Source organism: Merdibacter massiliensis, assembly GCF_900155395.1.
Classification (GTDB): Bacteria; Bacillota_I; Bacilli_A; order Erysipelotrichales; family Erysipelotrichaceae; genus Merdibacter; species Merdibacter massiliensis.
The window spans coordinates 1-23709 of sequence record NZ_LT699712.1 but is presented as its reverse complement, the minus strand read 5'-3'; the positions used below and the strand labels follow the sequence as shown (position 1 = coordinate 23709).

At 37.8% G+C, this 23709-nt stretch carries 23 protein-coding genes; 3 read left to right on the top strand and 20 right to left on the bottom strand.

The window, feature by feature from the left end; genetic code table 11:
* Nucleotides 1–238 precede the first annotated feature (238 nt).
* From BQ9859_RS02500 to BQ9859_RS02490, 3 genes are all read left to right on the top strand, one after another.
* Nucleotides 239–1486, top strand: a complete 1248-nt coding sequence (locus BQ9859_RS02500; RefSeq protein WP_328585267.1) for a Mur ligase family protein — start codon at nucleotides 239–241, stop codon at nucleotides 1484–1486.
* On the top strand, nucleotides 1483–2241 hold the full coding sequence (locus BQ9859_RS02495) for a type 1 glutamine amidotransferase (protein WP_075876702.1): 759 nt from the start codon (nucleotides 1483–1485) through the stop codon (nucleotides 2239–2241). Before BQ9859_RS02500 ends, BQ9859_RS02495 begins: the two co-directional genes overlap by 4 nt.
* Nucleotides 2242–2369: 128 nt before the next feature.
* Nucleotides 2370–3209: a DegV family protein gene (locus tag BQ9859_RS02490; RefSeq protein WP_075876701.1), complete on the top strand. Its 840-nt coding sequence runs from the start codon at nucleotides 2370–2372 to the stop codon at nucleotides 3207–3209.
* A gap of 306 nt (nucleotides 3210–3515) precedes the next feature.
* On the opposite strand, the gene BQ9859_RS02485 is transcribed toward BQ9859_RS02490, so the two are convergent.
* The 20 genes from BQ9859_RS02485 to BQ9859_RS02385 form a co-directional block, all read right to left on the bottom strand.
* Nucleotides 3516–4148, bottom strand: coding sequence for a V-type ATP synthase subunit D (locus BQ9859_RS02485; RefSeq protein WP_075876700.1), 633 nt, complete (start codon nucleotides 4146–4148; stop codon nucleotides 3516–3518).
* 2 nt (nucleotides 4149–4150) lie between these two features.
* Nucleotides 4151–5593: a V-type ATP synthase subunit B gene (locus BQ9859_RS02480; protein ID WP_075876699.1), complete on the bottom strand. Its 1443-nt coding sequence runs from the start codon at nucleotides 5591–5593 to the stop codon at nucleotides 4151–4153.
* Nucleotides 5594–5605: 12 nt separating this feature from the next.
* Nucleotides 5606–7360, bottom strand: coding sequence for a V-type ATP synthase subunit A (locus tag BQ9859_RS02475; RefSeq protein WP_075876698.1), 1755 nt, complete (start codon nucleotides 7358–7360; stop codon nucleotides 5606–5608).
* Nucleotides 7361–7378: 18 nt separating this feature from the next.
* Complete coding sequence (locus BQ9859_RS02470; protein WP_075876697.1) at nucleotides 7379–7975, bottom strand: V-type ATP synthase subunit E; 597 nt, start codon at nucleotides 7973–7975, stop codon at nucleotides 7379–7381.
* A 10-nt stretch (nucleotides 7976–7985) separates the two neighbouring features.
* Nucleotides 7986–8294, bottom strand: a complete 309-nt coding sequence (locus tag BQ9859_RS02465; protein WP_075876696.1) for a V-type ATP synthase subunit F — start codon at nucleotides 8292–8294, stop codon at nucleotides 7986–7988.
* A gap of 20 nt (nucleotides 8295–8314) precedes the next feature.
* Nucleotides 8315–8755, bottom strand: coding sequence for an ATP synthase subunit C (locus BQ9859_RS02460; RefSeq protein ID WP_075876695.1), 441 nt, complete (start codon nucleotides 8753–8755; stop codon nucleotides 8315–8317).
* Between the two features lie 18 nt (nucleotides 8756–8773).
* Entirely contained in the window at nucleotides 8774–10699 is a 1926-nt protein-coding gene (locus BQ9859_RS02455) for a V-type ATP synthase subunit I (protein ID WP_075876694.1), read from the bottom strand.
* 27 nt (nucleotides 10700–10726) lie between these two features.
* Nucleotides 10727–11764 carry a V-type ATPase subunit gene (locus tag BQ9859_RS02450; protein ID WP_075876693.1) on the bottom strand — a complete coding sequence of 346 codons (1038 nt, stop codon included), beginning with the start codon at nucleotides 11762–11764 and terminating at the stop codon, nucleotides 10727–10729.
* 15 nt (nucleotides 11765–11779) lie between these two features.
* The gene (locus BQ9859_RS02445) at nucleotides 11780–12103 is read right to left on the bottom strand and encodes a hypothetical protein (RefSeq protein WP_075876692.1); all 324 of its coding nucleotides are present in this window, start codon (nucleotides 12101–12103) and stop codon (nucleotides 11780–11782) included.
* A gap of 322 nt (nucleotides 12104–12425) precedes the next feature.
* Complete coding sequence (locus tag BQ9859_RS02435; RefSeq protein ID WP_075876690.1) at nucleotides 12426–13082, bottom strand: potassium channel family protein; 657 nt, start codon at nucleotides 13080–13082, stop codon at nucleotides 12426–12428.
* A gap of 11 nt (nucleotides 13083–13093) precedes the next feature.
* Nucleotides 13094–14413: a TrkH family potassium uptake protein gene (locus BQ9859_RS02430; RefSeq protein WP_075876689.1), complete on the bottom strand. Its 1320-nt coding sequence runs from the start codon at nucleotides 14411–14413 to the stop codon at nucleotides 13094–13096.
* A gap of 252 nt (nucleotides 14414–14665) precedes the next feature.
* Nucleotides 14666–14950 carry an HU family DNA-binding protein gene (locus BQ9859_RS02425; protein WP_075876688.1) on the bottom strand — a complete coding sequence of 95 codons (285 nt, stop codon included), beginning with the start codon at nucleotides 14948–14950 and terminating at the stop codon, nucleotides 14666–14668.
* 120 nt (nucleotides 14951–15070) lie between these two features.
* Nucleotides 15071–16549, bottom strand: coding sequence for a stage IV sporulation protein A (spoIVA, locus tag BQ9859_RS02420; protein WP_075876687.1), 1479 nt, complete (start codon nucleotides 16547–16549; stop codon nucleotides 15071–15073).
* Nucleotides 16550–16638: 89 nt separating this feature from the next.
* The gene (locus BQ9859_RS02415) at nucleotides 16639–18231 is read right to left on the bottom strand and encodes a peptide chain release factor 3 (RefSeq protein WP_075876686.1); all 1593 of its coding nucleotides are present in this window, start codon (nucleotides 18229–18231) and stop codon (nucleotides 16639–16641) included.
* Between the two features lie 83 nt (nucleotides 18232–18314).
* Nucleotides 18315–19310: an NAD(P)H-dependent glycerol-3-phosphate dehydrogenase gene (locus BQ9859_RS02410; RefSeq protein WP_075876685.1), complete on the bottom strand. Its 996-nt coding sequence runs from the start codon at nucleotides 19308–19310 to the stop codon at nucleotides 18315–18317.
* Between the two features lie 9 nt (nucleotides 19311–19319).
* Complete coding sequence (gene der / locus BQ9859_RS02405; RefSeq protein WP_075876684.1) at nucleotides 19320–20627, bottom strand: ribosome biogenesis GTPase Der; 1308 nt, start codon at nucleotides 20625–20627, stop codon at nucleotides 19320–19322.
* 15 nt (nucleotides 20628–20642) lie between these two features.
* On the bottom strand, nucleotides 20643–21302 hold the full coding sequence (cmk, locus tag BQ9859_RS02400) for a (d)CMP kinase (RefSeq protein ID WP_075876683.1): 660 nt from the start codon (nucleotides 21300–21302) through the stop codon (nucleotides 20643–20645).
* A 19-nt stretch (nucleotides 21303–21321) separates the two neighbouring features.
* Entirely contained in the window at nucleotides 21322–22260 is a 939-nt protein-coding gene (locus BQ9859_RS02395) for a hypothetical protein (RefSeq protein ID WP_075876682.1), read from the bottom strand.
* 147 nt (nucleotides 22261–22407) lie between these two features.
* Complete coding sequence (efp, locus tag BQ9859_RS02390) at nucleotides 22408–22968, bottom strand: elongation factor P (RefSeq protein ID WP_075876681.1); 561 nt, start codon at nucleotides 22966–22968, stop codon at nucleotides 22408–22410.
* Nucleotides 22969–23435: 467 nt separating this feature from the next.
* Nucleotides 23436–23709: IS3 family transposase (locus BQ9859_RS02385; RefSeq protein WP_143404362.1), on the bottom strand; the 274-nt coding region annotated here is incomplete at its 5' end.

The following is a 23709-nucleotide window of genomic DNA, read 5'->3' as shown; positions in this document are numbered from 1 at the left end:
AATGCCAGCTTATGCAGAGTATCTTCCCAAAGGAAAATGCCGATAAAGCCCTAAAATACAGGCTATACCGACATTTACCAGCTTATGAAAAGATAATCAGAAATTTAGTGAGTTTTTAATGTAAAAAGGCATTGATTACACGATAAGAGAGAATAGAGGGATTTTTATGAGATTTATATCGATCACCGTGACCCGAATCATAAAATGGCTGCTTTCTGTCATACACAGAGGAGGAAGCTTGCCAGGTCAAATCGGATTAAAAATAGATCCGAATATTTTATCAAAATTGAAATTTAATGGAACGATCGTTTTAGTTACTGGAACAAACGGTAAAACTTCAACAAGCAATATGATCGCAGATTTATTTGAAACGGCCGGAAAAAAAGTGATCAGTAACCGTCGAGGTGACAATATGCGAGCCGGAATTGCCACGACGATCCTAACTAATACATCAATCAATGGCAAAGTAAAAGCAGATGCCATGGTTTTGGAAGTAGACGAGCTCAATGTCCGTCATATCCTTCCGCAGTTAAAAGTGAATGCTTTGGTTGTCACAAACTTTTTTCGCGATCAACTAGACCGTGCTAGAGAAATGGAACAGTTAATCGAAACAATCGAACAAGTACTGCCCACATTTGAAGGAACGCTCATCTTGAATGGAAATGATCCAAATGTCGTTCGTTTAGCTGATAAGGCGCCAAATGCAGACTGCTGTTTCTTTGAAATTGCCCAATGTGCTTCCAGCAGTGAACATAATTTCGAAGCTAGTGAAGGAAAATTTTGTCCACGCTGTGGTCATCGACTAGAATACAGTTATTATCAATATTCACACATTGGAGCTTTCCACTGTACAAATTGTCATTTTGCAACACCAGCGCCCGATATAGCATTAACAAATATTGATTTAGGGCATCGCCGTTTCTGTTGGAACAATGAAACCTATCAAGCTCCGCAAGATGGTTTGTATGCCATTTATAACTGTGCTGCAGTCTGTGCTGTAGCTGATACTTTCACAATTCAGCATTCATGCGTTGATAAGGTTTTTAAAAAAGCGCATCAACCATGGGGAAGAAACGAACATTTCCAATTTGGCGATCAGACTTGTATCTTAAATCTTATCAAAAATCCAACGGGTGCAAATGAAGTGATGAAAGTGATCGAAAGCCATCCTGAAGAAAAAGCTGTATTGGTTGTTTTAAACGATCATGAACAAGACGGTACAGATGTTTCATGGATCTATGATACCCATTTTGAAAAGATATTGACCTCAACCACAGAAGCAATCTTATGCAGCGGTACCAGAGCCTACGATATGGCATTGCGGCTTCGTTATGAAAGTTATAGTGGAGACATCCAAGTAATTGAAGACCTTCAGCAAGCCATCGATCAATTGCTTTCAATAAAACAATGTACATTATTTGTCATAGCTACTTACACTGCATTATTGCCTACCAGAAATGCAATCAGCAGGAGGGTGAAAAAATGAGGGAACTAAATATTAAAATCGTATGGATGTATCATGACATTATGGATCTATACGGTGATAAAGGAAATATGATGGTATTGAAAAGACGCTGCGAAGAACGTGGTATCGGCATAACGATTGATACCTGCGGTATTGGCGAGACTTGCGACCTCAGCACATATGATCTCATCTTTCTTGGCGGTGGCGCAGATCGAGAGCAAATGATGTTGATCGATGATCTATTATCAAGAAAAGAGAATATCCAGAAGGCGATGGATACAGGTTCTTTTTTCTTTCTTGTATGTGGCGGCTATCAATTATTTGGGCAATATTATATTGCAGCAGACGGCAGCAAAATCAAAGGTCTACAATTTTTTGATTACTATACAGATACCGGAAAAGACGGTATGCGCTGTATAGGCAATATCGTCATTGAATGCAATCTAGATGGAAATAAAATTATTGCAGTTGGATTTGAAAATCACGGCGGCCAAACATATAATGTTAAACACCCTTTAGGCAAAGTAATCAAAGGATATGGTAATAGTTTTAATGAAAAAATGGAAGGATTTTATAATGGTCAAGTGTTTGGAACTTATCTGCATGGGCCATTGTTACCCAAAAATCCAAAAATTGCAGATTTTATGATTGTAAAAGCTCTGCAGAAACAACATCCAGATTATCGTTTACAAGATTTAGAACCATTAAATGATCAGTTAGAAGAAAAAGCAAGAAGAATCTTGTTTAAGCGTTGGGGACTTAGTGATACAAATTAGCGATACAAAGTAGTTGTATCGCTTTTACTTTACATCCATCTAGTATTTAATACTAAATAAATTGACATAACTAACTATATATGATAATCTTCTAATATAGATGAATAATTACAGGAAGGAAAATTATCATGGTTAAAATCATATCTGATACGTCGACTCTTTTTAGCACAAACGAAGGAAAAGAACAATCGATTACTATTACTCCATTGCATGTAACCATTGGGAAAGAAAGCTACCGAGAATTAGATGAAATTGATTCAGCTCATTTTCTAAAACGAATAACTGCTGAAAATCTGCCTATGTCCTCTCAACCATCCATCGGTGACAAACTAAAACAATATGATCAGTTGGGAGAAACAGAGGAAATATTAGATATTACGATGGCAGATGGATTGAGCGGAACTTATGAAAGTGCCTGTAATGCAAAACAAATTTCTGTTAACTGTGATCGCATCACTGTATTTAACTCACAAACATTATGTGGACCACATCGTTATTTAGTATTGAAAGCTGTACAATTGGCATCAGAGGGCATCTCTGTAAAGGAAATTATAAAGGAACTTGAAAAATCAATACAAGGGGAAAAATCATTCTTAATTCCAAGAGATTTTTCATTTTTAAAACGAGGGGGACGACTAACACCTTTGGCTGCCACCATCGGTGGTATGTTAAAAGTCGTTCCAGTGATGACCTTGACACAGGATCACCGCAGATTAGAAAAATATACGATGAAACGTACCATGAAAAAAGCAATGGAAGCTATTATTGAATGCTATGAAGAATTGGGTGTTGACGAAAATTTCTATATGTCCGTCACACATGCAGATGTCTTAGAAGAAGCAACCATGGTCAAAGATATGATGCAGAAACATTTTCCTAATACCGAGATTGAATTATTCGAATTATCTCCCGTATTCATCACACAAGGCGGACCAGGATGCATTGCTGTACAAGTCATAAAAAAATAATATTGGATCTTATTTCAGATCCTTTTTTTACAGAAAACAATCTATATATATTACATAATATATATTATGCGAAGTTATATATTAATGATCATTCTTTTTTTGTTGTATACATATGAAATGTTATCGTTCATCGATAAACTGTTATTACCAGAAAAATGAAAAGCATTCTTCATCACAGGAACTTGCAGATTAGTTATCATCTCATACCTCCGTTTGAGAAGTGCTTATACTTTAGCAATAATCTCCTTCTTTACAAATATATGCTTGAAATCATCTTTCTTATAAAGAAAAGAGCAGATGCCCTGATCAGACATCTGCTTTTTGTTGTTTCAATTTCGTGTTTTTGATAACCTTTTGACGAGAGAATTCTTCCCTTTCTTTTTCTTCTAATGCTTCTGTAATGAATTTGATATCATGTTCAAATCCAGGAATCACAATATTTTTTAATGCATTTGCTCTTTTTTGTGATTTGCGAATCGCATTTGCTAAACGATAAACGCCATTTTCAACTTCAACTAAAGTAATGGTCAATTGTTTCACTTCATGAAAACATTGATACGCATAATCCAGTTTAGAATTTGTTTTTTCCATACCGTAACAGAATACCATATCTTCTTGTTCATAGTGAAGTTTAGGAATCTCTACACCCATAACGCTGTGATATGTAACTTGTATTCCATTATCAATAGGAATTGCTTCAGCAAGATCACTGATCACACCTTGGGTCATGTTTGCTTCCTGTAAAGCTTGATAGGCACGTTGGTAAGTATCTGTAATCTTTTCACGCAACATTCGTACATCCTCAACAAGTTCCATCATTTCTCTCGTTAGGATGTTACGTTTACGATCCATAAGTTCATAACCCATTTTTGCCAATGAATTAGATTTCTTTGAAGCAATTAGATTTCCTTTGGTCGGGAAAACTTGTTTATTCGCCATAATTACTCACCCTTTTCGGATAATTCTTTAATGATTGGTTCCTTTGTGATGCCAAAACGTTCATATGCACGAGCCTGATCATAATGTTCATCCAATACTGCATCATCTACTCGATCGAGCTCTCCACGCGGCAACACGCTCAACAAATCCCAACCCAGATCAAGCGTTTCTTCTATGCTGCGGTTTGAATCAAAACCCTGATTCAAGAAATATTGTTCAAACAGTGAGCCGAATGACATATACTGTTTGTCAATATCGCTTAATTCATCTTCACCGATGACGCTGGCAAGCGAACGTGCATCTTGAACTTTTGCATATGCCGCAAATAATTGGTTATTAACATCCGAATGATCTTTGCGGGTATACCCTTCTCCAATACCATCTTTCATCAAACGTGACAACGATGGCAATACGCCAATCGGCGGATAAACACCCATCTGATTCAAATTACGATCCAATACAATCTGACCCTCTGTAATGTAACCAGTTAAGTCCGGGATTGGATGTGTAATATCATCATTTGGCATGGTCAATATAGGAATCTGTGTAACAGAACCCTTAGCTCCCTTCATGATTCCCGCTCTCTCATACATAGAAGCTAAATCTGAATAAAGATAGCCTGGATATCCTTTACGGCCCGGAATCTCGCCTTTGCTGCTTGAGAATTCACGTAATGCCTCACAATAAGACGTGATATCTGTCAAAATGACCAATACATGCATGTCATGTTCAAAAGCTAGATATTCAGCTGCTGTTAATGCGCAGCGAGGAGTCAATGTACGTTCAATGATAGGATCATTAGATAGATTGATGAACATGACTACCCTTTCCATAACTCCTGCTTCTTCAAAAGACCGGCGGAAATAATCTGCAACATCGTTTTTAACCCCCATTGCGGCAAAGACGATACAGAAATTACTGCCATCTCCATCTGAAATTTTTGCCTGTTTTACAAGCTGAACCGCCAATTCATTATGTGGCATACCAGAACCGGAGAATATAGGCAGTTTCTGACCTCGAATCAGCGTCATTAACGCATCAATGCTTGAAATGCCTGTATTTATATAGTTACGCGGATAAACGCGAGAAACAGGGTTTAATGGCTGTCCATTGATATCTGCACTTTTTTCTGCATAGATTTCTCCTAAACCATCAATTGGTTTTCCGCTTCCATTAAATACACGGCCTAATAATTCTTTAGACAAAGGAAGTTCCATCGGTTTTCCTTTAAATTGGGTACGCGTATTTGATAAACTCAGACCATTTGTTCCTTCAAATACCTGAATAGCTGCTAATTCACCTTCGATCTGTACAACACGGCCTAACCGGCTTGTACCATCCTCACAGCGAAGTTCAACCATCTCTTCATAGCCAACACCTTGTACATGATCGAGAAATACCAAAGGTCCATTGATTTCTTTTAATCCAATATATTGTAGACTCATTGCATTCCCCTCCTATTCTTTACAACTGTTGATAGCTTCATCAATCTTTGTAACATAATCATCAAATAATTCTAGTTGATCATTTGGTACATCATATTTCATCTTTGTTACCAAATCAAAAATACCAGTCGCTAAAACTGAACGCAGCAATACGCCATTTGCAATTGCTTTCTTACATTGATGATATAGATATAAGATCGTGTCCATCATACGCAATTGTTTTTTCAAAGGCACATATGTATCCTCTTTATGGAATGCATTTTGCTGCAAATAACCTACACGGATGACTTTGCAGATCTCAATGATCAATTTTTGATCTTCCGGCAGTACATCACTACCAATCAATTTTACAATTTCCATCAGTTTTGTTTCTTCTGCCAATAAGCTCATAATTTCTTGGCGGCAGCGGATGAAACGCGGATCTACATTGCGGTTATACCAGCGGGTTAGATCTGTTACATATTCTGAATAACTTTCATTCCAGTTAATTGCAAAATAGTGACGAGCATAGGCTAAAGATTTGTCCAATGCCCAGAAACAACGTACGAAACGTTTTGTATTTTGCGTAACCGGCTCAGAAAAATCATTACCCTGAGGGGATACTGCACCAATAATTGAAACACTTCCCTCTTGATCATTTAGTGTCTTTACATACCCTGCTCGTTCGTAAAATTGTGATAAACGAGATGGCAAGTAAGCAGGAAAACCTTCTTCTGCAGGCATCTCCTCCAAACGGCCGCTAATTTCACGAAGTGCTTCTGCCCAGCGTGAGGTAGAATCGGCCATGATGGCTACGTGATAGCCCATATCTCGATAATACTCTGCTAATGTCAAGCCCGTATAGATACTGGCTTCACGTGCCGCAACAGGCATATTACTCGTATTGGCAATCAAGACCGTACGATCGGTCAATGGACGATTTGATTTCGGGTCAATCAGTTCAGAAAATTCTTCCAATACCTGTGTCATTTCATTTCCACGTTCACCGCATCCAACATAAACGATGATGTCTGCATCGCACCATTTTGCCAATTGATGTTGTGTCATTGTTTTTCCTGTTCCGAAACCGCCAGGAATTGCTGCAGTGCCGCCTTTGGCAATTGGAAACAAAGTATCAAAGATACGCTGTCCTGTAATCAGCGGAATACTGATCGGCAAGCGCTGCGTAATTGGCCGTGCTTGTTTGATTGGCCATTGCTGCGTCAGATCCAATGCATGGATCACACCTTTGGCATCTTTTATTTTGATGATCGTATCATGGATGCGATACTTTCCATTCGCAGCTGTTTCAACAACCTCCCCACTTAATGTTGGAGGAACCATACAGCGATGTTCGATCAGATCTGTCTCAGGTACTGTAGCATAAACATGCCCGCCGGTGACATGATCACCAGCTTTTACCTGTATTTGAACATCCCACAATGTTTCCTCATCTAATGGTGAAACATTGCTTCCTGTCGCAATAAATGCACCTGACTGCTTTGCGATTTCTTTCAATGGTCTTTCGATACCATCAAAGATATTTCTTAATATTCCAGGACCGAGCGTAACGGAAATTGGCCGTCCAGTTCCTTCTACCGGTTCTCCTGGCTGTAATCCGGTCGTTGATTCATAAACCTGTATCGTTGTAAAATCACGGCTGACACTGATTACTTCACCCATTAATTTCTTATTTCCAACAAATACCTTTTCAAGCATGGAAAAGGAAGTTGCATTACGCACCTTAACGACTGGACCGTTAATTGAATAAATTGCATTTTCAACCACGTTATCACCTCTTCCCAATTATTTAACGAACAGACCGGAGTTTTGATAAAACCACTCTTTTTGTTCATTCAATGCTGAATCAAAAGTCTCATCAACAATAATGCCATTTTCAATACATTCTAAACGGAATCCCCCATATTGAATAGACTCATCTGCCTGTACTTTCGTACCTTCTTCGAATTCTTTTTGAATAGCCTGAGCATATTGCATATCCTCTTCTCTGACATAAATCGTCGGACAAGGATACTGTTTGCTTGCTAGCTCTTTTGCACGCGAACTCAACAATTCTTTATATGCATCTTGACTTGTAAAATCCTTTATTTTTTCTATCACGTCATGGAAAATCATTTCCGCTAATTCATTTCGCTTTTTCATAAGCTGACGATCCGTTTCATCATGCAAACGACTCTGACGAATTGCATATTCGCTTTGCAGTTCTTTCATCTCTTGATCACAAGCCAAATCTACATCATGTCTAGCACTTGCTTCAATATCTTTTATCGTTTTTTCTTGAATTTCTGCAATTTCTTCATTCAATTCTTCAATTTGTTGTTCACTGACACGGCGGATCTCATCACGGAAATATTGTTCCAATTTTTCCTTTTCATATAGCATGGCTACCACCTCACAGTTTTACGCCGATTGCTTCACTGACATATCGATCGATCGTTTCCCCTATTTTAGCGGATCCATGTCGATCTGGTATCTCTTCAATCAACGGCTTTTTCATACGTAATTTTAATTCTGAGATAACATCTGGACATGTTTCCACTAATTTTGTTGTCATCAAGATAACAGCAACATCCTCCATATGCATTGCTTTTTCAAGAGCTTCTAGGACTTCCTGACGCTCATGAACGACAACGCCTTCAATACCTGCTAAACGAAGTCCCATTTGTGTATCGATGTTATCACTTAATAGGAAGAACTTCATCGTCTCTCCCCTTTCTAATTTTACAGCTTCATGAAGATCATGATGATTGAGATCAATAGACCATAAATGGCAACACCTTCACCCATGGCAACAAAGATCATAGCTTTACCAAAGTTTTCTTTGTTTTCAGAGAAAGCGCCAATAGCAGCAGGAGCTGCAAATGCTACGGCAATACCAGCACCCAAAGCAGAAAGACCAGTTGCAAGAGCAGCAGCCAAGAAACCAAGACCTTGTGCAATTGATCCTTCCATTCCATCCGTTCCTGTAGTAGCCGCATGTACTTTATAAGCAGAGAATAATACGATACCTAAGCAAACACCAAAGAACATGCAAATATGTGATGTCAAACGAACTTTTGCACCTCTTACAGATGTTTTCCCTTTGATCACTTTGATCAGTGGTGTAAAAATCAAAACAAGCATTACTAAAGGCAATAACATTTCAATTGGACTTAATAACATAAAAGATACCTCCTAATATTAATCTTCTTTTAATGCAGTAAATGCAATACCGTTTCCGTTAAAATAACGAGAGAACATTTCATAGAACTGTAAACGCAGTACTTGAATGCCTACGACCAGTCCTTCCAAACACATAACCAATACATTTCCAAATACGCCAATGATCAATGCGACAAGACCGCCGCTCATCTCCATGATCATTGTAACCGCCATCATCATACCGGCATGGGAGAGAACGAAACCACCCACACGTAAATAGGAAATCGTATTTGTGATATAAGATAAACAAATTTCAAATAATTCGAAAAATCCTTCTACAAAGAATGCGCCAAAACCTTCCGGAAACATCTTTCCGTGCTGCAATTTTCTAGTTAATGGTTCCTTCAAAAATACCAGCACCAGCGGCAAGACAATCAGAATCAAAATATAGAATAGATTGAATACAGGGATTCCTAACAATACATTTAATACGACTCCTACTGCAATAGATGCATAGAATACGAAACCCGCAACTCCATTCTGTGAAAACCAAAATTCACCCATATTTTTCTTTCTGTATTGCAAGATCATGTTTAGCATCATGCTGAATAGATTTAACACGACACCAATCCCGACTGCAATCATCAATAACGGCAAGATGAAATTGCTGGACATAACTTCAATCGGCTTTTCATTTAAACCTAATAAAGCATGATATAAAGGATTTAACATGGTCTCATTTCCAAACACAGAACCAAATACAAATCCAAACAGCATGGAAAAGATTCCAATACGTACCATGATATCGCCTAGTTTCATCTTCTTGTAGCGGCTTAACAAAGCTCCCACTATGATAACAACCAGGCCTTGTCCAACATCGCCAAACATCAAACCAAATAACAATGAATAGATGATTGCCACAATTGGAACCGGATCAATCCCATCATATTCGGGAATACCATACATTTCCACAAACATTATGAATGGCCTGGCAAACCACCCATTCTTCAGTTTCGTCGGAGGGTCCAGTCGTTTGTCACTATGTGCTGGACGCACTTCGATTTCCACCTCCTTCAGATTGTGAAATGTAGCTTTCAATCGTTCAACATCAGCTGCATCTACAAATCCAGTGATGGAGAAACGTTGTCCTAAACCAACAACATATTTTCGAGCAACGAACGTACGATCGAGAAATTCCAGCTCACCTTTGATTCTTGCCATTTCTTCACGACATTCATCTTTTAATTTTGTAATGACATCTTCAACATGAGCAACTTGTTTTTCATCATTTTCGATCTCATCCAATAATGTTTCAGCAGCCCTTTCCGGAGTGCCATGTACAAAATCAGGAATACGGATCCGTTCAAAATATAAAGAAGAGAAAACATTATCCACATCTCCCTCATATTTCTCGCTCGTCATATAAACGCACCAACTATACGTATCATCTTGCGTAAAAGATTTGAATGCAAACGGACGGTTGCGGTAATAACGCAACTTTGCAACACTATCCAACGGTAAACGTCCGAAACGAAATTTGACATACTTACAAGCAAAAAGATCATCCAAATTGAGATCGATGCTTTCGATGTTCTTCACTGTAACTAGTGCATCTTTATTTTCTTGAATGACCGTTTTTAAATCGTCAGCTATGCGCTTTGCATCTGAAAACCTATGAAAGATTTCATTCATATATTTCTTCATTCCATTTAGATCGTATTCTTTTTCACGCATCGTGATTTCAGGAAGATCCAAATCCATATCTGAACAAATTTCTTTAAATCTGGACAGTACCTCACTTACCGGATTTTCTTCATCCATGCTTGTTAACCCGTGCACGGAATCGATAAATTTGACGGCAGGTTCAGGATGAAAATAATCCAGATCAACAAACTTTAAAAGAACGTCATCTAGATATTCTTTTTCGGCACTGATATTAATCAGTTTCATCTTCGCGATTGCCATTCTAATTCTCCTTTCTTTTCATCCATCTCAATATATCAACATGGACGCAATTGTTTCGCTATCCACTTGATAGCGTACGCCCTCAATGATACGAATGATATTTGCTAACTCAATCTTTTGCAAAACAACATAAGCAGAAAAAGCAACAGGAGCTTTTTGTGAATAATAAATTTTATGCTTTGCATTTTGATAACGTATTGTGTCCATATACCATTCAATATCTACATTATCTTCATCAAAACGTAATTGATAACTTGATTCTGCTAAAAGCTTTTTAAATAATTTTTCATCGTCTGCTTCAATCATGGCGGTCATTTTATTTTTGCGAATACGACCTTCAATTGGAATCATAGATTCTCTTATTACATTCTTTGAAACATTGTAATATCTTTTAAAACGATATATTTTAGATAAATTTTTTAGTTCGATATCAAGTGTATGCAATTCCAACAATTCTCTTCGAAGAGAACCACTTCTTGTTTTTTTGATCACATTGATCAACCGATTAAAATAAGCACGAGTCATTGCAGCTTCACAACCTGAATAATCAATATTTTCCTCTCTTCCTTTATTCACTCGATAAGGAAGCAAGATATCATGATAATAGGTCTTTTTTAAAACATCCAATAACTCATCAAAACTACGAACTTCTCCGATTTTCATCAGATCATAGCTAAAATATTCACGCATAAATACGGGAAGTTCAGCAATAGCATCTTGAATGTGATTACTGAGCAACATACGAAGAATATGCAAGATAACATCAATTTCGATCTCTTCAATGAACAGATGGTAATAAGCGGCATCCTTGCTATCTGAATAACGATATAAGCGCACCAGTTCACGGAACAGATCTTTTCGTAAAATATCTTCTAGCTGCCCGCGATGAATATTATTTTCTCGAATGTCGCGAAGTGCATGCGCGTAATGTGTTTCTTGCTTTAGATATGCTGCAATTTCTCCAACATTGCGTTTGCGAATCAGTTCACTGTAATCACGCTCATCCAGATGATCTCCATACATGCTGCGTACCTTGGAAATGATTGCACCAGCAGCAACAGCCATATGGCATCCTCCTTTCTAGGAACACTCCTCCATTTTCAGACATTGAGCAGTGAGCTGAAATACCCATTCTTCCCGATGAGCTTCCACCTTTTTTTCTAACTGCTCAAGCGTACTTTGGTATCGTGCCTCTTCCACCACAGTGGCATTTTTCAGTTCATTTTCGAACTGAGAACGCCTTGCTTCAATTTTTGCTTTGCTTTCTTCACGATATTTCGAAACGATCTCATCTCGTTTCTCCAATACCACAGAATGCACATTATCGCGTTCATGAATCTTCTCGTTGACGCGATTTCTAGCAGCCTTATCAGCTTCTACAATATTTTTGATTAAACCTTCCAATGTGATAACACCTCCGTTTCCCAAAAGTGCCAACTAAAACATGTTCAGATTCCTTCAAAGATGATGGTGTTCTATTTATGTTTCTATGGCGGTGATACAATGATACATTCATCATTGTATATCTGATTATAGTCCGATTGATGATAGAATTCAAACTAAAAATGAAGAAATTGTTTTCATTTGTAAATTTAAATAAAATGAAAAATTATACGGAATCGCTTTCAGATCAATATGTGGTAAAAAATGGATATCAACGAACAAATCATCAAAAAAGAAAAGGGCTAATAATTCAAAGAAACTTGAACTTTTAGCCCTTTCTACATTAAGAATAATCATCGACAAAACGAGAAACATTCTCCTCTTTTCCAATGACTGCAATCGTATCTCCTTCGTGCAGCACACAATCTGGCCGTACTTCTATATTGGTTTCATCGTTGTGGCGAATAGCGATTACATTTAATTTATATTTTTTTCGTAATTCCAAATCCAGTATAGTATGATCCACCATTTTTTTCGTTATTTCAACTTCAATAATTTCGATATCTTTTCCCAAAGAAAGATAATCAACTAAGTTTTCTCGCAGAATTTTTTTTGCTGTGCGCAGTGCCATGTCTCGTTCAGGATAAACGACGATTGCGCCTAAACGACGAAGAACCTCTCCTTGTTCCGAACTGCTCGCTTTTGATATCACATGCGGAACCCCTAAATTTAATATTGTCAAAGTAACTAAAATACTCGTCTCCACACGACTTCCAATACAAACGACAGCAACATCACAATCTTGAACGCCAATATCCTCCAAGACATCTTTTGTTAATTTATTAGCAACAAAAGCATATTCGCTATATTCACGGAACGAACGAACTCGTTCTTCATCCATGTCCACACCGATTACATCCGCACCGCTTTGTGCCAATTTTGTTGCTAACGGCATTCCAAATCGTCCTAAACCAATCACCGCATACGTTTTCTTTTTCATACTTATCTCCTTTAACCAATCGTAATATTTTCAGTTGTATAAGAAACTTCACTAGGTTCTTTAAAATTACCTAATGTAGCAATCGTCAAAGCACCTAAACGACCGACATACATGGTCAAGATCAACACCAATTTCGCTGCATGTCCTAATTCTGAAGTAATACCAGTTGATAAACCAACTGTACCAAATGCAGAAACGCTTTCAAATATTAACTGTAAAAAATCATATTCCGGTTCTAACACGCAAAGCAGAAATGTGGAAATACCAACAATGCAAAATGACAATAATGTAACAACAAATGCCTGCATGATCACGCTATCTGCAATACGTCTGCGGAATGCTGTGTAATAGTGTTTATTAAAAATAACACTGCGGATGACGTTGCACATAACAAATAATGTACTCGTTTTGATACCTCCACCCGTTGAACCAGGAGAAGCACCGATAAACATCAGCATCAAGATTACAAACAAGCCGGCATTTGTAAAGGTACCCAGCGAATAAGTAGAAAAACCAGCTGTACGAGCAGATACACTGTGAAAATATGCTCCCATCCAGGAAATATCTTCGGTACATTTTAAAGCAACTGTTCCAAGAATGATCAATAAGATGCTCATAGAGATAACTACTTTTGAATGAAGCATCAGTTTACGGAAATTTCTTTTCTTCAAAACATCGTTGATTACCAGAAAACCGATACCGCCAAAAATGATCAAACCTGAAGTCGTTAAGTTCCATAAAATGTTATCCCGATATGCGATCATATTCGGCAAACCGCCCTGAATATCAAACCCCGAGTTATTAAAAGCGGCGATGGAATGAAATAAACTGATTCCTAAAGCTTGCGGCAGCGGATAATCTTGTATGAAAACAATAAAACTGAGAATAGTACCGATCAGTTCAAAAATCAATGTTAATTTCAAAACAGATCGTACCAGCCGAACCAACCCGCCATAACTGTCAACATTCCAAGATTCCTTGATCATCTTTCGCGCTTTAAAGCTGACGCGTTTACGAGCGGCTAAAATCAGTGTCACACCAATACAGGTCACACCTAAGCCTCCGACTTGAATCAAGACAGCTACAACAGCACCGCCAAATGGAGTAAAATAGGTAGCTGTATCGATGGCAATCAAACCGGTTACACACACTGCGCTAGTAGAGGTAAACAAAGCATCAATAAAACTGACATGCATCCCTTCGCGAACAGAAATAGGCAACATCAATAACACGCTTCCTATTAAAATCACCAATCCAAAACCGGTTGCCAATAGACGCGGCGGAGAAGAATTCTTGATAAACTTCTTCAACTTCTCCAAAATTGTTTTCATATACACTATCTCCTTCAATAAAAAAGACAAAATCAAAGGAATCCGTCCATATTAAAAGCTGTAATTTCTCCAAACAATGATATGGCCTTAAGACAAATTCCATCATTCAGTGAATTAAACGTAACATATTCATATATTGATGTCAACTACATACGATTAATTCCATTTAGAAAGATTACAAAATACACTGATTATTAGCAACAAGCATAAAAAAAGCCTGTTTTCATAAACAGGCTCATTCGTTATATTTAATTATTTCACTGCATCTTTTAAAGATTTGCTAGCTTTGAACTTAGGAGCTTTTGAAGCAGGAATAGGCATCTTTTCTTTTGTTGCTGGATTGATTCCCATGCGTGCTGGACGTTCAGTAACTTCAAATTTACCAAAACCGCTGATATCTGCTTTTCCGCCTTCAGCTAATACATTTGCAATTTCTTCAAACACAGTATCTACAGCAATCGTTGCATTTTTTTTGCTGATTTCTAACTTTTCAGCAACACATTCAACTAACGCTTTTTTGTTAACGATCTTATCCATTATTTATTACCTCCATGTATTATACATACATGAATATATTATCATTATCAATTTTAGATTTCAATACTTTTTGCCCTTTTTTCAGCAGCCCATCAAAGTAACAATTTTTAGCGTATTTGATCACAAAACGATCGCTATTACATTTCCTTTTCCTTTGTTTACCAATTTCGTTAAGATATCCTGCAGCCGAACTCTAGCTGCTTCTGGGATAAGCGATAGTTTTGCGTTCAAGCCATCTCGAATCAAGTCCGAAAGCTTTCTGCCAAAAATATCTGAATCCCAGATCGCGCTTTCATCTTTTCCTTCATCTCGCAGTAAATAACGTATCAGTTCTTCGCTTTGTTCTTTTGAGCCGATAATTGGTTCAAAGCAGCTTTCCACATCAACCTTGATCATATGAATGCTAGGGGCTATTGCTTTTAAACGAACACCATAGCGGCTTCCCTGTTTCACAATTTCCGGTTTGCTTAAAGATATATCATTTAATGATGCACTAGCAAATCCATACCCTGTCTGCTTAACCATTTGCAAAGCACTGGCGATGGTATCATATTCTTTCTTTGCTTTACTGAAATCTTGCATCAGCGACAATAATTGCCCTTTGTCTTTGACTTCGATACCAATGATTTCTTTCAATACTTGCTGATATAGACCGGCAATCAGATTGATTTCCACATTGACAGTACCTTCTCCAGTATCAATATCTGCAATATTGCTGGATGCGATATATTCATTTTCATCTAACAATTGCGTGATACCTTCTACTTCTCTTAATTTTTCAATATAAGACATGCTTGTTGTTAAAGTGTCATTTACGCTCTTCTTCAGCCAATGATCATCATCTAACACTGCTACCCAGTTTGGCATGTTGATATTGATCTGTGAAACAGGAAATTCGTATAATGCTTCTCGCAAAATATGGTGAACATCATCCTGTGTCATTTGATTGACTGCCATGGCAATGATAGGAACATCGTAACGTTCCTTTAATTTTTCGACCACCATCTGTGCTGCACTTGCATGCGGCGCTGCACTGTTGACCAAAATGATAAAAGGTTTACCGATTCGTTGTAGTTCTTCGATAACCTCATTTTCTGCTTCGATATATGCATCTCTTGGTAAATCTGTAATCGTCCCATCTGTTGTAATAACGATTCCAATCGTAGAATGATCGCTGATAACCTTCTGTGTACCTGTTTTTGCAGCTTCATTAAATGGAACCGGATCCTCAATCCAAGGCGTACGTACCATACGCATTCCATCTTCATCTTTATAACCTTTTGCCTGTGGTATTACATAGCCAACGCAATCAACAAGACGGACGTTTGCATGAAAGCCGTCATCAAAAGTTATATTGGCTGCTGTATTAGGAATAAATTTGGGTTCCGTCGTCATGATCGTCTTTCCTACCCCTGCTTGGGGCAATTCATCGATCATTCTCTCTTTTTCGTATGCATCTTCTACATATGGAATGACTGCCTGCTGCATAAAATTTTTGATAAAAGTTGATTTCCCAACACGCACCGGCCCTACCACACCTAAATAGATATCACCGCCTGTACGTTTACCAATATCTTTTAACAATTCACTCGTATCCATATAGTTCCTCCCTTAGTCATTTGTACTGTATGAGAGGAAACGACAGAATATGACTGCATCTGAAAAGATAATTGTATTTATCTATCAATCTATTGAATATTACCTACCTCAGCTAACTGTAATTGCGGATTTTGCTGTGTAGCCCACTTGATCCCCCAATTGTTGGCAAATATGATCAGATTTCGTCCTTTTAGATCACGTACGCGTTTTGATTCAGATGTTAAATTCAACGTATTTGGATCAAGTCCTTCATTTAAGATCCAGCGCACATATTGATATGGAAGAATCTCCAATTTAATGTCTACGTTATATTCGCTTTTTAATCTTTGTTCCAAAACATCAAATTGTAATACGCCGACTCCGCCTACAATGATTTCTTCCATACCAATATTGATTTCCTGGAATACTTGGATAGCGCCCTCTTGTGCAATTTGCGTAATGCCTTTCAAGAATTGTTTACGCTTCATGGTATCTTTCTGTGTCACTCTTGCAAAGTGTTCAGGTGCAAAAGTTGGAATTTTTTGAAACTCGATTTTCATCGATGGATCACACAAGGTATCTCCAATTGAAAAAATACCTGGATCAAATACACCGATCACATCTCCCGCATATGCTTCTTCGATAATTTCTCTATCTTGTGCCATAAACTGCTGCGGCTGTGCAAGCTTGATCTTCCGATTGCCTTGAACATGCAGCACTTCCATGCCCTTTTCGAATTTTCCGGAACAAATTCGCATAAACGCAATACGATCCCGATGCGCTTTGTTCATATTCGCCTGGATCTTAAATACAAAAGCCGAAAACTGTTCAACTGTTGGATCGATAATTTCATTTGATGAAGTTTGTCTTGGAAGCGGTGAAGTCGTCATTGCTAAAAAATGTTCCAAGAAAGGCTGTACGCCAAAGTTCGTAAGAGCACTACCAAAAAATACCGGGGTCAATTCCCCTTTTGCTACCCGATTCAAATCAAATTCAGTAGCTGCAATATCCAGTAATTCACTATCTTCTTTTAATTTATGAAAAAAATGATCACCGATGACATCAATAAAAGTATCATCTTCTAAAGAGCCTTCAGTTACCTCAGCTGCCTGCATCCCATGATCTCCGCCGTGAAAAGCAATAATACGACGATGATCTCTTTCATATACACCTTTGAATTCTTTTCCCGAACCAATCGGCCAATTCATGGCATAGGTTTCGATTCCGAGTTCACTCTGGATATGTTCCAATAATACAAAAGGGTCCATTGCTGAACGATCCATTTTATTGATAAAGGTAAATACAGGGATATGCCGTAACAAACAAACTTTAAACAATTTTTTGGTCTGTGCTTCTACACCTTTACTGGCATCAATGACCATAACTGCTGAATCTGCAGCCATCAAAGTACGATATGTATCTTCACTAAAATCCTGATGTCCCGGTGTATCCAAAATATTGATACAATAGCCTTCGTATTCGAATTGCATCACAGAGCTAGATACAGAAATTCCACGTTTCTTTTCTATTTCCATCCAGTCACTGACAGCATGTTTATTTGTTTTCTTTCCTTTTACAGAACCTGCTTCTAAAATGGCGCCTCCATAGAGCAGCAATTTTTCTGTTAAAGTAGTTTTACCTGCATCCGGGTGCGAAATAATTGCAAAAGTGCGTCTACGCTGTATCTCGTCAGCTATATTCATAAAACCCCTCCAAACCATAACGATAAAGATTATAACATCATAAAAGCCCTGTCACAATAAAAAAGCGTATGAATAACGCTTTTTTATGCCTCCGGTTTCAAATCACGCAACATCAGATCACGTGCTGATTGTTTTGGATCCTTGTTTTCGTAAAGGACACTGTAAATCTCATTCACAATTGGCATTTCAATATTCATCTTCTCTGCCAATTCATGCACGACTTTTGCTGTACGTACGCCTTCCACTGTTTTCTTATTATATTTCCAATATACTTGCGCATCATTTGCCTTACCGATTTCATATCCTGCTTGGAAGTTACGAGAATGGCGGCTCGAACATGTAACGATCAAATCGCCAATGCCGGTCAAACCAATAAAGGTTTCTTTTCTACCACCCATTGCGACACCAAAACGAATCATTTCTGCCAATCCACGTGTCATTAGTGCAGCACGAGTATTGTCGCCATATCCTAATCCGCTCAATACCCCGCTTGCTAGCGCGATAGCATTTTTCAATGCAACGCCTGTTTCACTTCCAATTTCATCATTGCCGGTATAAACACGTAAATATTCATTAGAGAACAATTGCTGAATCACTTTTGCATCCTCATCATTCAAAGAAACAGCGCAAATAGCAGTTAGCAAGCGAATAACTACTTCTTCCGCATGGCTTGGTCCAATCAAAGATACGACGCTGCGTAAATGCTGCTGTGAAATATTTTTCCGTATCACTTGTGAAATACGTTCGTTTGTCGTTGGATGAAAACCTTTTGACGTATTGACAATAATGACCTTTTTCTGTAATAAAGGATCAATTTGCAGACAAACCGATTCAATTGCAATCGTCGGTACGCTCAAGACGATAATATCAGCATCTGCCACAACATTCACATCCATCGTCGCATGCAGATCCGGATTTAATTCGACATTTTCAAAGAACATGGAATTTCGATGATTTTGTTCAATATCATCAATCTGTTCTTTACAATTTCCATAAACAATTACATCTTCCTTATTGTCACATAAAACCTGGGCTAAAGCTGTTCCCCAGCTGCCGCTACCAATTACAACTGTTTTCATTTTCATCACCTAACTTCTTTCTCTCGCAATAATTCGAATCGTTGTACCTTCAAATCCAAAAGCTTCTCGCAAGCGATTTTCTAAAAAACGTTTGTAAGAAAAATGCAGTAATTGTGGATCATTCACAAAAAGGACAATTGTCGGAGGACAAACACTTACCTGCGACGCATAATAAATCTTCAATCGTTTCCCATTATGCGGTTTTGGAGGATCCATTAATTGTGCATCCATAATCACTTCATTCAATACATTAGTCTGTATGCGAAGAGCAGAATTATCATGCACTTGGTCGATCAAAGGCAATAACTGCCCGATCCGCTGCCGCTTTAATGCTGAAACAAAAACAATCGGTGCATAGGATAAATACAAGAATTGCGTTCTCAGCTTCTTTTCTATTGCGGCCATTGTGTGGGTATCTTTCTCTACGGTATCCCATTTATTGTAGACCAAAATGACCCCTTTTCCTGCTTCATGTGCATATCCTGCCACATGTTTATCTTGTTCGCGCAAGCCGCTCTCACCGTCTAATACGACTAAAACGACATCACTTCGTTCAATAGCGCTCATCGCCCGCATGATGGAATACTTCTCTACATTTTCATAAATTTTTCCGCGTTTGCGGATTCCAGCAGTATCAATGATCACATAGTCTTTTCCATCACTTCGAAAAGGGGTATCGATTGCATCTCGAGTTGTTCCTTCCACATTTGAGACGATGACACGATCCTGATTCAATATGGCATTTACCAGAGAACTCTTTCCTACATTCGGACGTCCAATCAAACAAAAGCTGGTAATACCATCATACTCATTTTTATTGTTATCCGGCAATAATTCCACAGCCTTATCCAATATATCCCCGATTCCAATACCGTGAACACCCGAAATTGCTATTGGATCACCGACTCCTAAACTATAAAACTCATATAAATTATAAGATAAAGACTGATCATCGATCTTATTTACTCCCAGGATGATTGGCTTATTTGAACGTTGGAGCATGCGGGCAATAAATTGATCGTCAGAAGTAACTCCGTCGCGCCCATTAACTAAAAACAAGATACAATCTGCTTCATCTATAGCGATTTCTACCTGCATCTGTATCTCCTGCTGAAAAGGCTGGTCCTCTAATTGAATTCCTCCTGTATCAATCAGTTGAAATTCTGTTGTCAACCACTCCACCTTTCCATAGATACGATCCCGTGTTACACCCGGAGTATCTTCTACTATACTTTTTCTTTCTCCAATCAAACGGTTAAAAATCGTCGATTTGCCAACATTTGGTCGTCCGACAATTGCTACAGTCCCTTTTTTCATATCGGACACACCTCCCTACTTTTGCATTGATAAGAGCAGATCTTCGATTGCATGCTGCACTTCGTCAATGCTCATATCCGAAGTATCTATCTCAACTGCATCTTCTGCCTTTTTCAACGGAGAGGTAGCACGATGCGTATCTTGATAATCACGTTTTTTGATATCTTCAAAAATCGCATCATAATCTGCCGGCATCCCTTTTTGCAGATATTCTTGATAACGACGCTTTGCCCTGGCTGCAACCGATGCAATTAAAAATATTTTTAATTCCGCATCCGGCAAAACAACCGTACCGATATCTCGTCCGTCCATTATATAGCCTTTATTTTTTGCAATTCTTTGCTGCATTCGAACCAAACGCTCCCGTACTGCCGGAAATACACTCACGTTCGATGCCATCATTGAAATATCATTTGTCCGTATCTCGCGAGATACATCTTTTTGATTGATATACACATTGCCTAAACTATCAAAATCTATTTGCATGGAATCAATCATTGTAGCCAAAGCTGCCTCATCTTTTTGATCGATCCCCAACTGTTTGGATAAATAGGCAACACAGCGATACATGGCGCCTGTATCTAAATGAGAATAATTTAATTTTTTTGCTAACAATTTAGCAATTGTACTTTTACCAGCAGCACTGGGTCCATCAATTGCAATATTTATTTTCATGGTATACATCCTTTCTAATTTAGAAGAGACCGCCTGCTTGCTGCAACCAATAAACAGTAACTCCGATAACTGCAATCAAAGCAATAATCAAAATCAGTAAAATAGCATTTAGAATTTTATTTGATTTCGAAACTTTTTCATGCAGATGACTCAATTCATCTTCATAATCATCCATCTGCATGCGTATCTGCGTTGTTTCCTCTAACAAACGTTCCGTATTTGCCATGCCATCTTCATTCTCCGGCAATGCTTTTTCTATTTTTTCCGGCTCTACTATCTTTGTTTCCGCAATATCTTCTTGTACCTCTTCCAAAACCGGCTCTTTTGTTTCTTCCGCATGCTCTTCTTTAACCGCCGGCTTATTGATAGGAGCAATTGGATTGATACGCCGGATGGTCGGCTCTTGTACCTGCGGTTCCGGCTGCACTTCCTTTTGTTCTTCTTTCACTTCATCGTGCGTATCTTCCTCAAACAGCTTATCGACTTCTGCTTGTAATTCCTCATTCGACAAGGATTGCGTATAAGACACATCTTCATCCTCTTCTTTTTCCTTATGTTCAAAAGAGTCATTGCGGATAGAATCATAATGCTGGCTTCGTCGTTGACGATTTTCAGGATTTAGCTGCATCAAGATATCGATCTGTGTATTATCGCTTAGCCGATTTCCTTTTTCCAGATTATATTCTTTCACCTCATTGATGAAATCGTCCAAATATTCATTATGGAAGGTTTCTTTTCCAGTATCATATGTACGATTTACATCTATTTCTTTTGAAAAGCGCAACGGTGTATGTGAATGCTTATGCTTTTCATCTTCTGTCTTATCATTGACTGGATTGATATTTTGCAATTGTTTCTGTAATTCCACCGGTTCGATAGACGGGGTGATCTTTGTTGTATTTTGATCTATTGATTCTCGCAGTTTTTTATATTTTTCAACACGTGATAATTTTTCCATAATAAAAGCCTCCGCTCCTATACATTATAGCATAACTTAAGAAAGTTTTTACATTTTTTATATTGCATTCCACATGTAATTTCCAGGCATAAAAGAAATATCATTTTCGCGAAAAAAAATAACTGCATGGAATGCAGCCATTTTTATCTATTTTGCTCTTCCAGAGTATTTGCCATCGGCAGTGCTGACAACGATTTTTTCTCCTTGTTCAATGAATAAAGGCACTTTCACGCTTAACCCTGTTTCTACCACCGCATTTTTCATCGCACTTGTTGCTGTATCTCCTTTGACCGCAGCTTCACATTCAACGATTTCCAAAGTTACCTTGTCCGGCAAGATCACGCCTAATACTTCACCCTCGAACATGGAAATATTCACATTGTCATTGGGTTTTAAAAATTTACGTTCCCATACCAAGTTTTCTGCAGGAATTTCAATTTGCTCATATGTCTCGTTATCCATGAAAACCAACGCATCCTCCGTATCATAAAGGTATTGCATCTCTTTCTTATCAATCTGTGCAGGCTGCACTTTATCACCGCCGCCCCAAGAAAGCTCAACGTTTGCTCCGCTGCGCAAATTACGAACTTTTGCTTTTACGACCATTGCCGAACGCGCTGTTTTATTTTGGCTTGCATCAAGGACAATATAAATTTCTCCATTTTGTTGAATGGTTATACCTGGTTTCAAATCATTTGAACTAATCATGCTGTATCATTCCTCCCATAATTATCTATAATAATTTTAAAGTATTCACTACGTTTGTCAATTATTTTCCTTTATTTCAATTTTAAAAATGTTGTCTACTCTTTCCATTTCTTTTATGAAAAAAAATGATCTTTCTCCTTTCTTATCTGAAAGGGTTTACAATTTTTGTTTCCCGTGTTAATATATGTATAGGAAATAATTCTATTTCTTAGCTATGGTATTGGCTCTATCATAGTTGAGTATCATGTGCGGCATTCCTTCCTTGGCGCATGATACAAGTTTATTCATATCGATTCCTTTCGATAAACCTAGTGAAAAGTCCCTTTAAAGGGACTTTTCATTTTTCGTATGCGGTTAAATATATCCGTTTAGAAATACAAGAACATCTAAAATAATCCATAATTTGACATGTACCCAATTTCCTAGACATATATGAATATCTTTTAAATTGGTTATATTTGTATATTTTAAAATTCAATACGTACATATGAATGTTTCTCTGTTGTTTTGGATTGAATCCTACTGTTATTGAAATAATCTATATATTCATCAATCGCTAAAGAAAATTCTTCAAAAGATGTATAAGTTGATTCTAAACCATAGTATATTTCATTTTTCAAAGTACCAAAGAATGATTCCATTATTGAATTATCATAACAGTTTCCTTTACGGGACATAGATTGAGTAATTCCTTTTTCATTAAGTTTATCAATAAATGTTTGATGTTGATATTGCCAACCT

Bases quoted from the DNA above. Each gene is read 5' to 3' on its own strand.
- BQ9859_RS02495 (WP_075876702.1), top strand. From the start codon at position 1,483: ATGAGGGAACTAAATATTAAAATCGTATGGATGTATCATGACATTATG.
- BQ9859_RS02490 (WP_075876701.1), top strand. From the start codon at position 2,370: ATGGTTAAAATCATATCTGATACGTCGACTCTTTTTAGCACAAACGAA.
- BQ9859_RS02485 (WP_075876700.1), bottom strand. From the start codon at position 4,148: ATGGCGAATAAACAAGTTTTCCCGACCAAAGGAAATCTAATTGCTTCA.
- BQ9859_RS02480 (WP_075876699.1), bottom strand. From the start codon at position 5,593: ATGAGTCTACAATATATTGGATTAAAAGAAATCAATGGACCTTTGGTA.
- BQ9859_RS02470 (WP_075876697.1), bottom strand. From the start codon at position 7,975: ATGCTATATGAAAAGGAAAAATTGGAACAATATTTCCGTGATGAGATC.
- BQ9859_RS02465 (WP_075876696.1), bottom strand. From the start codon at position 8,294: ATGAAGTTCTTCCTATTAAGTGATAACATCGATACACAAATGGGACTT.
- BQ9859_RS02460 (WP_075876695.1), bottom strand. From the start codon at position 8,755: ATGTTATTAAGTCCAATTGAAATGTTATTGCCTTTAGTAATGCTTGTT.
- BQ9859_RS02455 (WP_075876694.1), bottom strand. From the start codon at position 10,699: ATGGCAATCGCGAAGATGAAACTGATTAATATCAGTGCCGAAAAAGAA.
- BQ9859_RS02450 (WP_075876693.1), bottom strand. From the start codon at position 11,764: ATGGCTGTTGCTGCTGGTGCAATCATTTCCAAGGTACGCAGCATGTAT.
- BQ9859_RS02435 (WP_075876690.1), bottom strand. From the start codon at position 13,082: ATGAAAAAGAAAACGTATGCGGTGATTGGTTTAGGACGATTTGGAATG.
- BQ9859_RS02430 (WP_075876689.1), bottom strand. From the start codon at position 14,413: ATGAAAACAATTTTGGAGAAGTTGAAGAAGTTTATCAAGAATTCTTCT.
- BQ9859_RS02425 (WP_075876688.1), bottom strand. From the start codon at position 14,950: ATGGATAAGATCGTTAACAAAAAAGCGTTAGTTGAATGTGTTGCTGAA.
- spoIVA (WP_075876687.1), bottom strand. From the start codon at position 16,549: ATGGATACGAGTGAATTGTTAAAAGATATTGGTAAACGTACAGGCGGT.
- BQ9859_RS02415 (WP_075876686.1), bottom strand. From the start codon at position 18,231: ATGAATATAGCTGACGAGATACAGCGTAGACGCACTTTTGCAATTATT.
- BQ9859_RS02410 (WP_075876685.1), bottom strand. From the start codon at position 19,310: ATGAAAACAGTTGTAATTGGTAGCGGCAGCTGGGGAACAGCTTTAGCC.
- der (WP_075876684.1), bottom strand. From the start codon at position 20,627: ATGAAAAAAGGGACTGTAGCAATTGTCGGACGACCAAATGTTGGCAAA.
- cmk (WP_075876683.1), bottom strand. From the start codon at position 21,302: ATGAAAATAAATATTGCAATTGATGGACCCAGTGCTGCTGGTAAAAGT.
- BQ9859_RS02395 (WP_075876682.1), bottom strand. From the start codon at position 22,260: ATGGAAAAATTATCACGTGTTGAAAAATATAAAAAACTGCGAGAATCA.
- efp (WP_075876681.1), bottom strand. From the start codon at position 22,968: ATGATTAGTTCAAATGATTTGAAACCAGGTATAACCATTCAACAAAAT.